Below are 14,481 nucleotides of genomic sequence, written 5' to 3' on the forward strand. Positions count from 1 at the left end.
ACAACTTTAACTTCTTAATTTTAATATTTTAACCTCTCATTTATACCCCCCCCTTTATAACATGTTAATTATTTTCTTGTTGAACTTATCCTTTTATAGCACCAACCATAATCCCGTGTACAAAAAACCTCTGTAAAAATGGGTATGCAACAAGAACAGGTAAAGTAGAAACAATCATAATTGAATACTTAATCAATTCTGCAGCTTTTGCCTGTTTTGCTATTAAGTCAAGTTCATTTCCTGTCATTAGCATCTGCGAACTCATCTGGTTTTGTATAAGTATTTCCCTAAGTATTAACTGCAGTGGAAAAAGAGACCTGTCAGTTAGATATATTAAGGCTGCAAAGAAACTGTTCCAATGCTGGACACCATAGAATAAAGCCATTACTGCTATAATAGGTTTGGATAAAGGTAATATAATATTTGTAAATAACCGGACAATTGAGCAACCATCAATTTCAGCAGCTTCTTGTAATTGAGATGGTATATTTGACTGAAAAAATGTTCTTACAATAATTACATTCATCATTGATACAGCATTTGGAATTATTAAAGCCCAGATCTTGTTTAGCATGCCAAGTTTTTTAATAATTATATAACTTGGTATAAGTCCACCTGAAAAAAACATTGTAAAGGTAAATATTGCCATAAAAAAGTTTCTACCTATAAAGTCTTTTCTAGATAACGGGTAAGCGCATGTTAGGGTCATAAAGAGGTTAATTAATGTTCCAAATAATGTGTAAAAAATAGTATTTCTGTATCCAGTTAATACCTCATCATTTTGAAACACTCTTCTGTATCCTTCAAAAGTTATTCCTTTAGGCAAAAGCCACATTTCTCCCCGACTCACAAGATAAGGATCACTTATCGATGCACTGACCACAAATATTAAAGGATATAATACAATAATTAGGATAATGCATAGTAAAAGGTAATTTGTAAAACTAAACAACTTATCTGATTTACTTGTACTTATCATTTATTTACCTCCTACCATAAACTGGTTTCACCAATACGTTTTGCGATAGTATTTACCAGAATCAACAATCCAAAGTTGATAACAGAGTTAAATAAACCAACAGCTGCCGAAAAGCTAAATTGCGCCCCTAATAATCCACTTCTATAAACATACGTTGATATTACATCAGATGACTCCATATTAAGCGGATTCTGCATTAGAAATACTTTTTCAAAACCTACATTCATTATTCCGCCAGCACTTAGTATAAACAAAATAACAATTGTAGGTATAATTCCTGGAATATTAATATGCCATATTCTTTGTAATCTTGATGCTCCGTCAATAATTGCCGCTTCATGTAGCTGTACATCTATTGTAGTTAATGCTGCTAGGTATATTATCGAACCCCATCCTGAACTCTGCCAGATTCCAGACCATACATAGATGCTTTTGAAAAGTTCAGGTTTCGTCATGAATGATATTGGTTCACCACCAAGTGATTTAATAATTTGGTTAATAATACCTGTAGATGGTGAAAGAAATGCCAGAATCATTCCTACCATTACTACAGTAGATATAAAATGTGGAGCATAAGTAACAGTTTGTACCAATTTTTTGAAATACTTGTTTCTAACTTCATTTATCATTAATGCTAAAATAATGGGTATAGGGAACCCAGCTACCAGTGAGTAAAGAGCTATACCAGCAGTGTTTTTTATTAGTATCCAAAAGTAGTATGAATTTAGAAATCTATTTAAGTGCTTCATACCAACCCAGGGGCTACCCCAAATACCCTTAGTTGCAATAAAATCTTTAAACGCTATTTGTACCCCATACATTGGTGCATAATGGAAAACTATAAAATAGGTTAAGGATGGTAATATAAATAGATATAATTGATATGTATTAAACATTTTTTTTATTTTTTTATTTTTTATATTGAACTTTCTTGTTAGAGTATTCTTTGAAATACCAACCCTATTATTCATGCTTATTAAACACACCCTTTCTTGCCAGTTTCCCTATATATGGGAATTTTTACGTACGTAGAACTATATGGTATGTACTGTATTAATTACTCTTTACTATTCAATCACCCCTTTTATCAGTTACCCGGGTTTGGTACCAAAGTTGAAAATATATTAAATGCTTAGATTCGTTTAGTATTTAAATTTGGCACCGCAAACTTAAATAATTTAATAAAGCTTGATATACCTAAATATAGCATTGTTTTTCCAAAAATACAATTGGTCATTCTTGCACTCATATGCTAAATTTAATTTTGACACTCTAAGCTTCCAGTTTCTTTTTTGAATAAAGTTTTCTATATTCTCCTGGTGTAATACCTTCACTAAACTTAAATAGCCTCATAAAACTTGATACATCTATATAACCTACATCTCGAACAATCTCTTTTATTGATTTAGTACTTTGGACAAGTAATCTTTTTGTTTCTTCTATACGCAGATTTCTAATATAGTCTACAAAACAGTAACCGGTCTGTTCTTTAAAGAAACGACTTAAGTAAAATGGAGAAATATTAAATTGAGCCGCTACCTGTTCTAGATTCAACATATAATTTTTATAATTGGTGTTAACATAGTTTATTATACTATCACGCAACTCATTGTTTCTGCTTTCTTTGCTTGATTCAATATATTTACAAATGCTTGTTCCAAGGTTAATAAGTTTTTGTGACAGTTCGTTAACTGAAGTAAATTCAATAATATCCCATACGTAATTTTGAATTTCATCTATGTTCATATCATTAATAGTTTTAATAATACTATTCACTATATCATAACAAATTGATCTTAGCATTGCCAATGATAAATTTCTCTCCTCAATATTCTCTTTTATGTCATTAACTATTTCTATATATTGCTCAATATTTCCCTGTTTTAACGCATGTATAAGGCGGGTTTTATCCTCTATCGGGTACCAGTATGAATTCTTTTTCAAAGCTACGATATCATCTATTACAATTATCTGTCCTGAGCCCCTTATAAATTTATATTCAAGTGCAGCTAGAGCTTCTGTGAAAGAACGATTTAACTCAAGTAAATCATGGCAAGCTTTACCAACGCCAATAGTAACTATTAAATTAAACTGCTCCTTGAAAAAATTTTGAAGTGTTCCCGCAAGATTACAGCGCTCAAATTTATGATTATCTTCACTACTAATATTAAAGACGAAAACTAATGCATTTTCTCCAATTAATCTGGTAGCATATGAATCATATAATATCTGATAATCTTTAATTACTTCAAAAAAGTTACCTCTACCATTCTGCATCAAATAATCTAAATTACTTTCTTCAATTTCAACAACTATTACACAAAAATATGGACCATATAATTTCAGCTTTGTATAATTTAGAACATTACCAGCTTCAATATCATTATTAATTTCACCTCTGAGAAGCATTGTAATTCCTTGTTCCTTAATATATGGAAGCTGCTTGTCTATTTGGGCTATTAGCTTATGATTTTCGTCTATAGTATCTTTCATTATATTCTTTATAAAATCAATTTCATTATATATATATTTATTTAAATTCTTAGAGCTATAGCGTTCAATGTCTATCCTTAGTTTTTTAATAGGTTTATAATTATTAATGGATAAAATAAGTGTTACCACTATTCCCAATACCAATACTAATAATAGTATTTGCAATACGACTGTTTTACTATAATGTACCCTATATAGGAATTGGGCTGTAGGCATAACAATAAAATATGTCCATCCTGTTAACTCTGACCTGGTGCTTAGAAGACAATATTTAGTATTTTCTACTGTTATTTCAGTTATTCCTTGTTGTTTATTGTCATTTAAATAATTAATAATCTCTAGTTTTTCTTCAAATTTATTACTATCTTTTGAAACTAGTATTTCATTATTTGTATTTAATATATAAACACTTCCTTGTGATTCTTCCAATATGTCATTTATCAAACTTTCCAATACTCTTTTTCGTATTGTAATTATTACAGTTGCATTGGGATTTTTTGAGGTAGGAGTTATTGGATATAAAAATGTAAGAATTTCTACTTGTTCTCTGTCATTTAAATTTACCTTCTCAACCCTTCTGACAGTTCGTTTTGCAATTGTATTAATATCACTGTAAAATTGCTTAAAACCCCATTTGTCAAACCTATATAATCTATTTATTAAAACATCAATAGTACATTTGCCTTTTGAAGAATAAATTGAATTATCACCTCTGTAATATAGAAAAATATCATCTATAAAAGCGTTATTTGTTATATAATTGCTTAATTCTTCAATACCTTCATAAGACTTATAATCATTACTTGTCAGCATGCATTTTGCTAATTTAAGATTATTTGAGATTTTTATAGTAATTTCATCCAACTGTTTAATCTGCAAGTCCATTATATCTTTAACTTTATTCAATTTTGTTAAATTTGATGTTTCAATTTCTTTCCTCAAGTTTATTACAGTATCTTGATATAGTAATCCTCCAATAATAGCTAATGGTATAAATAATATTATTAAATATGAAAAAAAATATTTGTAGAATATACTAAACCTAATATTAATTTTCATATTATTGAACACCCCTTAAATAAATTGGTTCAGGGTTTACTATTTACTAATTGTTCAATTAATAAGGTAAAAAGCCCGTAAATACTCTATTACTATAGTACTAAATATAAAGTAAAGTAGTTATTCTTGCTATAATATGCCAAATTTAACATTTAAGCTTTTTCTACAAGTAATACAGCTTATCCTTTAAACTTAATATGGAATAAGCTGTATTACTGTTTTACTGTTTTACTGTTTTACTGTTTTATCTACCATTTTACATAACATTCTGTTTATTATATAATATTATCCTTTTTTCAATTTTAAGCTATAGCTAATTTATATTTAAGCACACTGTCAAACTACACTATCAGACTGTTCTATCAACATTCATGATTAAACTTCAACGCAGCCTTATATCCAGGCAATGCTCCTTCTATTACTTGTTTAACCTGTTTTATCTTCCAGTTAAGGTGGTATACATCAGTCATATATTCCATACTTGGTTCCCAACCAAGTCTAGAATCTACTTCCACGAGAGGTATAGTATCTTCGGCATTTTTAATTTCATCCTTACCTATTTCAATCATTTTATCAACCAACTCATCTATCCTGTTTTCATCAGTTTCAATAAATAATTGCATTTTTAATATGTACCACTTCTTAACATTTATAGTTGTCTTAACACAATTAACGATAAACTTACCGAGGTTTATCATGTAAAAAGCATCTTGCTTTTTATTATCGGGAAGCCTGTCATAGACTTTCTCAAGACATTTAACTCCATGCTGGAAACATTCCTTCATTTTTTCCAGCCTTTCTATTTCAACAGGCAACCTATATTGGAAAAGGGAACTCCTGCCATTATCATGAGAGGTATAGTTTGTATTACATATTCTGTTGCCGCCAAACATGGCATATGGCACAGAAGGTATTTGTGCACCATGTCTGAAAACAAGAGGATATGATGGTCCTATTCTGAAAGGCCCATATTGATCTTCATTGGTTGATACATAATTTCTTATTCCTTCGCTCCAAGCCTTCCACGCCTCAATAACTATGTCTTCATTGCCTTCACCAAAATCCCTTCTTGCTATCATTCTACATACCTCATCACTTGATGGTGAGGGAGACCAGTACGACCATTTTGCTACCTCACTTACAAATGAAGGCCACCAGCCATAATGATGAGATTCCATCAATCCGCAAAGTCCCCACTTTTCCCGTGCCTTATGCAATTCCTCGTAACGTCTTATCCATTGATATGGAGCAGGTTCGTAAGGAATAACACCAATGTCCCATGTAAGCCCACCGGTATTACTCATGGTGTAAAGCTTTATTCCCCTTTCATGGGCAATTTCCGCTTCACTTATAAAGTATTTCCCAGGGCCCTCAAAGAACAGAGTATAATCAACACAAGTACTTGTTATACTTCCGGTTTTGATCTGCTCAAACATTTCGAAAGTAACAAGCAATGATACATCTGTAGGAATGTTTTTTAGCAGCTCAACCCTATGTTCTTTATCAACATAACCCCAATTATATGTCCAAAACACAATATCTGCTTCTGGATTATGCCGCCTTATAACCTTTTTTACCAGGTTAAGCCACTGTGGATAATCCTGACATGGCCACCATCCTGGACTTGGCTTTCCTGTGGGTAAACCGTCTACTGTATTCTCATAATAAAACTTCCCTGAGGTGTTGGGGTCTTTACTTGGGAATTCAACCGATTCACCTACAAGCACAATTCCCTTCAAACCTGGACACTTCTCAAAAACTCTTCCGTAAGTACTGTCATAATAGCTCTCTGCATCAGCTTCATCAGGGTGCTTAAGACTCTTTAGATAACTATATGCATAAACATCAATACCATATCCTTTAGCCCTGTATATCAGCTCATTAAAATCCAGATATCCGTGTGGAGTGGTATCCACATCCTTTGTAAACACAAGTATGGCATCCATACCTGCATGGGCTATAGCATTAAGATGGGCATCAGGAAACATATCCAACCCATAGCCGGAATGTACCATTCTGGGTGAAAATAGCGGTTTTCTGCACTTATCATCCTTTTTAACAATGGGTGCACATTTCAAGTTCATTAAATCTTCCAAATAGAAGGATGCTTGTGCAACTCCTCTTTCATCATATCCGCATAAAATAATTCTATCATCATCGCATATAATACGATAACTACGAAGTGTATCCAGGCATTCACCCAATTCTTTTGCCAAATCTTTTGTAATAAATACAATTTTTTTAGAACCACATTCAGATTCTTTCTTTATATTCTTTGATATATTCTTAGATATGCTTAGTCTTAAAGATAAACCCATTGAAGTGAAAAAATAATCCTGTAAATCTTTTGCTGCGTTTAATACTACTCTATCAGCTTTTTCCGGCACGATAATTTCCCAGCTTTCATTTACTTCAATCTCATCTTTTTTAGGAATAACATTGTAATCTCTTCTATTTGGTTTATGAACCTCGAGTAGACGCTTCCTAAAATCATAATTCTTTTCTATTGTTTTTTCTAACATTTACCTACCCCCCCCTTTTTTTTTATAATAATACTGCCCTCAAATAAGTTGATACAAGTTTATTTAATTTTATTTTTTAAATCCTCCAGGCAAAGATTAATCATTTTCTCACCTATTTCGTTTGACGATTCGATAGCGTCCTGGATAAACCATTCGTCACTTTCCCTTATATATTCTTTCACAACCGTTTCAGGGTAAAGTGCACTTAAGATCGAACATTCCCATTTTCCTGCATGGTCATATCCCGTTGCAGCCTGTACTTCCTTACTCATGCATGGTAAAACGGTAATCCAATTCCATGGATTGTCCTGTTCATCCAGCTTTTCATAAAATTCCTTATTTTCATTATTACCCCACCAGCCAATACCTCTTTTTTCTTCAAGGTATTCAAAGGTTAGTTTTTTAGCCGCTTTCATACAACTTAATGTCATTGGCAGCAGATTTTCCTGTTCATACTGATGGTGTATAAGAATATATATATTTCGCCATCCTCCATAGAGAAGAGATTTCAGGATGCAGTATATGTTCTGTTCAAATATATCGGTATCAACATTGACTGTACCCTTTTCAGGCCCGGCAACTGCATAACTGGCCGGTCCGTACCATACCGGAGGAGCAATTATTATGTCTTTTTCCTTTGCCAGCCTTTCAAGAATACCGTATGCTATTAACGTATCACATCCAAAAGAGCAATGCGGTCCATGGTACTCAATTGTTCCGACAGGAATTACAAGTGGCCATTTTTCTTTTTTTGCCCTTTCAATGTCTTTTGGAAATATATATTCCAATTTCATACCCTATTTTACTCCTCATACAATATTATTTACAGGGTTTTATTAAACAAATTTCCAGTTACTAACCCTGCAGTGCCTACTCTTAACTCACTGGAAATTATCTTCAAAGGCTTTCATAGTTAGTGAGTCAAAGTGTGTCAGGGTGAGATTGACTCAACCGTTACCTCAAAAATCAAAAATCCAGCTCAATAATCTCACCAATAGGGCTGCAAAGACTTTCACATCCGGTTTCAGTAACTACAATCCCTTTTTCCCATCTCAATCCAAAGGTACTTCCCGATACAAAGGTGTCTATCTGGAATGTCATGTTGGGTTTAAGCATATATTTCGAATTGGTTTCCATCCACGGTGCTTCAACTTCAATCATACCTGTTCCATGACACGGGCCATACACATAATTCTCTTTGTAGCCTTTAGAAACAAACAGGTCATAAAAGCCTTTCGCAATATCACATGCAGCTACCCCTGCTTTAATATTTCTCTCAGTCCACATGTGTGCTTCAAGCCCGAATTCTACCTTCCTTCTTTTTTCTTCAGTAAGTTTCCCTACACACACGGGTATACCAATACTCGGTGAATATCCATCTACTTTTGCAGAAAGATTTAACTGTACAAGGTCCCCTTTTTCAATCGTCTTGTACGATGGTCTTGAAATGGCATGTCTTGTTGATTTCTCACTGAAAATATACATGGGCAGGCCTTCATATTCCGCACCATTTTCATATATAACCTTTTGGGCAATACCCACCATTTGCAATTCTGTAACTCCAGGGCGAAGATTTTTAATAACTTCTTTTATAGCCAGCTCAGTTATACGAAATCCTTCCCTCATGCATGCAAGTTCATTTTCCGATTTTATACTCCTCAAAGCAAGCATAATATCGTCAGCTTTTACTATTTCTGCCTCCGGATAGTTTGTCTTTAGGCTCTCCATCATTACGGCATTGGTATCAAGAAAACTGCCTATCCCTATCCTTATTTTCTCACCTTTTACCCCAAGAGCTTTAAATATGTCTTTGTATGTGCTAGTTTGAAATTCAGGATAAGACGGGTTTGCAGATTCACGGTAATCTAGTGAAGTAAATATTTTCTCAATCCTGCTTACATCAGAAGCAAATATCTTGCTTTCGGGTCCTACAATCAACCCTGCCTCACCTTCCGGCGTAATGGCAACTCCCGCCCTTTCAAACAAAGGCCAGAAGCCGCTGAAGTACCTAACATTGGCATAATCTGCCTCATTGGAATTCACCAGAAATACATCAAGACCTTTTTCTCCTGCAAGCTTCGCAGCTTTTTTAACCCTTTCCTTATACTCCCAATCTGGTATCATTATTCTGTCCATATGTAAGTCCTCACTTTCTATTAATATTTTTTAGTAATTTTAAATAGTAATTTTAAAAAATATTTAACCTTATTATTTCCCTGGTTATTATTTCCCCTAGTTGTCAAACGCCAAAGCCGTATTAAGTTCCTTAAGTTTATAAGGTTAAGTTGTGTTAAATTTAATAGTGTTTTAAAAACTCAATCCCATTGTTGTATAAAAAGCCATTTTCTCCTGTCTCGTATCCAACCTGCCATATTGTACTACTATAGGAACGTCACTAGCTAGTTTTATTGCATATTGTACCTCACGAGGTACAACTACTCCTCCTAAGTGGTCCGGGTTATCCATCCTTACGCATTTCACTCTTTTAGGGGGTACTTTAATTTCTATGTTCCCAACCGGCTCTTTGTCAGTAAAATAAAGGGTCATAGTTAAATTTGCCACACATTCATTATCATTTAATATAATAATAGATTCATGGCCTTTCAATGGTTCATCACCTGGCGGGGGCAATTCTCCATCCGGAAAATACCATATTTTTTTGCCGTTATTAAATTCCATCCTCATCAACTCCATATAATTTTATATGAAATAATATTTCATATAAAATTAATTTGTCAGTAATTGCTGATGCAATCGTTTTTACTTAAGAATTAGTATTTAATTGCCAATGTATAATATTATATAGTGTTATTATATAGTATTGCTTGAAAAAAGCTTCATAGCAGACTTTTTAGGTATTAGCTTTTGTACCTTGAGACCATTAACTTGGGTGAGCTATGCTTCATATTAACCTCCACGCCGGGCGTTATCCGGCACAAAAAATAACTTAACCTTTCACTTCCATTTGTAATAACGATTTCTCATATTATGATTATACAATTACTGAAATAAAAAGTCAATAGCTCTTCGGCATTTTAAAAAGTGAAAAAATTTATTCCAGGAATATAATCGTTTCTTTTGAAGAAATTTCTACTTAATAAATTGAGGTTCAAGGATCACATGATCATAAATTACCAATTCTTTGTTATCTATTCTTTTCATTATTATTTCCAGAGCTATTTCACCGATTTTTTCCGCAGGCTGTATCATAGAAGGAATCTTGATATTCATTAGTCCGGTATTATCTGTTGCATCAAAACATACTACATATAAATCTTCATGAACTCTTAGACCTTTCTCTCTTATTGCTCTTATAGCACCATAAGCAATATTGTTGTTGGCTGCAAGTAATGCCTGAGGCATCTTGCTTAATTCTAGCATCTTTTTCATTATTTTGTAACCACTTTCAATTTTAAAATTTCCTATCCCAATAAAGTCATTATTTACTTTTAGACCACTGTCATTCATTGCTTTTTTCCAACCGTTTAACCTTTCAATGGCTGATGTTTCTTGAAGTTTACCAGTTATAATAGCAATATCTTTATAGCCTAATCCTATAAGGTATTTTGTCAGGTCATAACTGGCTTTTTCATTATCTATGGTTACAAAATTATAGTTTCTTTTGACTTGAGGAAGGTTATCTACAAAAACAGTAGGAATTCCACTATCGAGTATTTTTTCAAAATATTTATCATCATTACATACCGTTGCAACAATGATTCCATCAACCTGTTTTTGAGCAAGTATGTTTAAATACTCTTTTTCCATTTCCTCTTCATAATCACTGTTGCAAAGTATAACAAGATATCCGTTATTTTTTGCAACTGCCTCTGCTCCTTTAATTAAAAGAGCAAAAAACTCATTAGATATATCAGGTACTATTACACCTATAGTCATGCTACTTCTGTTTCTTAAGCTGCGCGCTATTTCATTAGGTTGATAATTAAATTCTTTAATAGCATTTAACACCTTTTTTCGAGTTTCATCACTTACTCTATCTTTTCCATTAAGAACCCTTGATACTGTTGATACCGATATATTTAAATGCTTTGCTATGTCTGCAAGTTTTACCCTCATGTCTACTCCTTTTGTAATAACGTTTTCTTTTTAATTTTAATATTATTATATACTCTATATTATATAAAGTCAATTCATTAATACTGGGTGCATTTCCTATATATGACCCATTACAATGACATAAACATTGTGAAAGGTCTTGTAGAGCCTGTTAATTCGATGAGGGAAATGAATCATATCTTCATTTTTTGTCTTCCGTCAAAATCTATATAATAATTATTCCTTATAATTAACTTAGATACAGGTACAAGTTCATATTCTTTGTTCTTTAAAGCAGATATAATCTCGGGAAGCAACTTGGATGTATGTGGAGTATCATTATGAAATAAAATAATGGAACCCGGCTGTACCTTTCTCAATACCCTGTTTTTTATTTCTTCCAGACTGATTCCAGGCTTCCAGTCAAGCGAATCCACATCCCATTGTATAGAATGGTATCCTAACCGCCGGGCAGTTTTAATTATATTATTGTTGTAATCCCCATAAGGCGCTCTGAACAATTCGACTTTCTTTCCTGTTATCTCCTCTAATTTTTGGCTGCATAAAAGCATCTCTTTCTCTATTCTCTCAGTGTCTAACATACCCATTCTCAGATGTGAGTAAGAATGGTTGGCTATGTCATGGCCTTTGTCGGCAATCATTTTGACAGACTGGATATTCTTTTCGGCCCACTGCCCTACAATAAAGAAAGTAGCTTTCACATTTTCCCTTTCGAGAGTATTCAGAATGTCAGGTATATCATTTGCTCCCCAGGCGCAGTCGAATGTTATCGAGGCCTTCTTCCCGCCACAATCAACGGAATATATCGGCAGCAGGCGTGTTGGAGAGTATACGCCTATAGCGTTCATGCTTACAGTACTCAGTGCTGAAACCACTGTAATGGCGGCGGCTATAACAAAAAAGTACTTAATTACCGTTTTGGCCTCAATTACAAATACTTTCATACTTACTCCCGGAAAAAGTAACTCAGTAATATAATATTCGCCATGTCGCCCGGATATGCATGTTTATAGAACGAGATTGAGATAGAGATTTAGATCTTGATTGAGATACAGTAACCGATTTATTACATTTTCATATAATCTTATTAGATAATGAAATTCATTAACGAAGCGCAATTTTGTTATTATACAACGGCCTTGCCATATATGAACTCTCCCACATAGCGGGGGTATTCAATGTTCGGAAAATCGCCGAACATTGAATAATACACCGGACTGAATCTCAGAAACAGTCCGGTGTTTTTTTATAAACAAATATACGGTTAAAATTGTTTAGATTAGATTGCCATTATGGTTTATATCTGTCACACGTCGATAGTACGTTGATTTTTGAAAGCACAGAATCGGGGCTGTTTTATCAAACCGCCCCGCGCAAAGGTTATACCTTTTTCTCCCAGTCAAAGCCCGACCGATTCACGCCAAGCAGCGCCTCACCGTGATTTTTGACAGAAGAGGGATGTAACTCGCCCACCACAAAGTGCGCTTGCATGGGGCGGTTCACCTGCTCCAGTTTGATCAAAAACCGATTCCAACCTCTCCGCAGAACGGTCGTTTTATAATTCGAGGTATCACCCACTGCACCACCGTTGCCCTGATTAGCCCGCAATGGGACTATCTCACGGGTTTGATGCAGCAACGTTCCGTTCATCCACACTTTCATCCTGCCATTATTCGGAACGCCCACCACAACCGGCTTCTCCTCCTCGCTCCACAGATGATGCAGTAGATAAATCACGCCGTTCTTGGTGAATCGTCCAGACAGTTCAAGATCATTGCCAGTGCGCCACTCATCACTCCAGCCCTCAGGTGCTCTATCAAATAAACTGTTTTCCTGGACACCACAGTAGTCGTCAATCGTTTTTCCCTCGAAAAGTTCCGAGACAAGCCATCGGCTTCCTCCAACAAAAACCAACGGAAGAGCCGGCATGGCAGGCCGGTTTTTTGCATTCAAGATAATCCATCCACGGTTTGTTTCATTGATGTATTGTCCATCCGCTATTACTTCAAACAAAAGTTCTTTCATTTCTTTCGGCGCCAGTATGACCTCTGTCTCTACTTGAGGCAAAACCCTCCAGCCGTTCGGCAACTCAATACGCACACCCAACTTAATTACCACGGGGTGCGGATTACTCACTCTGACGCAGAACTGCGAAGGTGCGTCTCCAGTGATAGCGGCATGTCTGTGATAGCTGAGCTCCGCCGTAACCGCACCTAACTCCCAGCGCAGGGTATCCCCACGGTAATGCTCCATCCAGGACAAGTCGGGCGGCTCAATATGTGCAAGTTCATCATGCTGACCGAAATCGGTAAACTCAACCTCACAGCCCCAATATCTCAGCACTCGCCGCGCCTGCTCGCAGACAATGTCAGTCAACTCGTTGATGTTGGTGGGCGCAGTCAGGTTTTGAATCCCGCCAGTGGACATGTTGGTGGTAATCTTATCACCAAGCGGCTCAATCCATTTCTTCGGTAGTTTTTTGGCGCCCATAATTATGCCGAGCGTCGCGCCTAGTGTTGCAGCAGTACAATCGGTATCCCAGCCGCAGTTGACCGCCTTGCAGATTGCGTCACCGAAGTCCTCACCATAAAGCCAACCGATTGTCTGAAATCCCAGATTCAACGGTGAGTACTGCGCAATCGGATTATAGAACCTCTCCTTTAGGCGGTTACGGCTCTCTTTCCAGTCCACGCCGGCGCGGAACAACTCTACCGCCATCGCGATCGATTGGTGAGTTAGGCAATCTTCCGGAATCGAGGCCAGCCCAAGTTCTATCAATTTGAACTTATCGCTCATTACAAACGCCGCCGACTGCACCACCGCATTGTAAACCTCGCCAAAAACCGATTCCCCACCGCCGTGGTCGCAGATTGCATCATTAAAAGCATATTTAGCCGCGATTTCCGGGTGACCGGGTGTCACACATGCCCAAATTTCAGAACGAATTGGGCTTCCCATGCAGTCCCGGAACGCATTATTATACCAGCCGCATACTGGCGGTAACAATCCTTTTTTCATATTGGTTTTACTTAAGCCATATTCGTCAAAGTTGTAGGCAATACAGTCGAGCCAGTATTCGACCAGATCTACTGAAGTAATCCCAGGCCCTTTCTGTAACAGTGCCTGCAACCAAATTAACTGAATTTCCAGATCATCGTTGGGGATTCCACCCTCCGGTAAATTAGGATACCAGCAGACGTCAAACATTTCTTCCTTCCCAAATTTGCCTTCCAATGGTTCTCCAAGCGTACCTCCCGCATTTTTACCGAGCCAGCAACCCATCACCTTATCTCGAAATACCTCGTTGTTCAAAGTTAATTTGTTCTTTTTCAATGTCATCCCTCCACCCAT

10 protein-coding genes are annotated in these 14,481 nt (G+C 35.6%); all 10 read right to left on the reverse strand.

What is annotated here, in order from left to right; translation table 11 throughout:
* Positions 1-85: 85 nt before the first annotated feature.
* The gene (locus HPY74_10545; GenBank protein ID NSW91088.1) at positions 86-979 is read right to left on the reverse strand and encodes a carbohydrate ABC transporter permease; all 894 of its coding nucleotides are present in this window, start codon (positions 977-979) and stop codon (positions 86-88) included.
* An 11-nt stretch (positions 980-990) separates the two neighbouring features.
* On the reverse strand, positions 991-1,950 hold the full coding sequence (locus tag HPY74_10550) for a sugar ABC transporter permease (GenBank protein NSW91089.1): 960 nt from the start codon (positions 1,948-1,950) through the stop codon (positions 991-993).
* A gap of 301 nt (positions 1,951-2,251) precedes the next feature.
* A complete protein-coding gene (locus HPY74_10555; protein NSW91090.1) occupies positions 2,252-4,531 on the reverse strand; it encodes a helix-turn-helix domain-containing protein in 2,280 nt (759 codons plus the stop codon).
* 362 nt (positions 4,532-4,893) lie between these two features.
* The gene (locus HPY74_10560) at positions 4,894-7,053 is read right to left on the reverse strand and encodes a hypothetical protein (GenBank protein NSW91091.1); all 2,160 of its coding nucleotides are present in this window, start codon (positions 7,051-7,053) and stop codon (positions 4,894-4,896) included.
* A gap of 59 nt (positions 7,054-7,112) precedes the next feature.
* Entirely contained in the window at positions 7,113-7,847 is a 735-nt protein-coding gene (locus tag HPY74_10565) for a creatininase family protein (protein ID NSW91092.1), read from the reverse strand.
* A 172-nt stretch (positions 7,848-8,019) separates the two neighbouring features.
* Positions 8,020-9,189: an aminopeptidase P family protein gene (locus HPY74_10570; protein NSW91093.1), complete on the reverse strand. Its 1,170-nt coding sequence runs from the start codon at positions 9,187-9,189 to the stop codon at positions 8,020-8,022.
* Positions 9,190-9,360: 171 nt separating this feature from the next.
* Positions 9,361-9,732, reverse strand: coding sequence for a hypothetical protein (locus HPY74_10575; GenBank protein ID NSW91094.1), 372 nt, complete (start codon positions 9,730-9,732; stop codon positions 9,361-9,363).
* Positions 9,733-10,143: 411 nt separating this feature from the next.
* Positions 10,144-11,130 carry a LacI family DNA-binding transcriptional regulator gene (locus HPY74_10580; GenBank protein ID NSW91095.1) on the reverse strand — a complete coding sequence of 329 codons (987 nt, stop codon included), beginning with the start codon at positions 11,128-11,130 and terminating at the stop codon, positions 10,144-10,146.
* Between the two features lie 173 nt (positions 11,131-11,303).
* Positions 11,304-12,074 (reverse strand): polysaccharide deacetylase family protein, encoded by a 771-nt coding sequence (locus tag HPY74_10585; GenBank protein ID NSW91096.1) that lies wholly within the window; start codon positions 12,072-12,074, stop codon positions 11,304-11,306.
* A 436-nt stretch (positions 12,075-12,510) separates the two neighbouring features.
* On the reverse strand, positions 12,511-14,463 hold the full coding sequence (locus HPY74_10590) for an ADP-ribosylglycohydrolase family protein (GenBank protein ID NSW91097.1): 1,953 nt from the start codon (positions 14,461-14,463) through the stop codon (positions 12,511-12,513).
* Positions 14,464-14,481 lie beyond the last annotated feature (18 nt).

The organism is Bacillota bacterium (assembly GCA_013314855.1).
In the GTDB taxonomy this organism is placed as follows: Bacteria; Bacillota; Clostridia; order Acetivibrionales; family DUMC01; genus Ch48.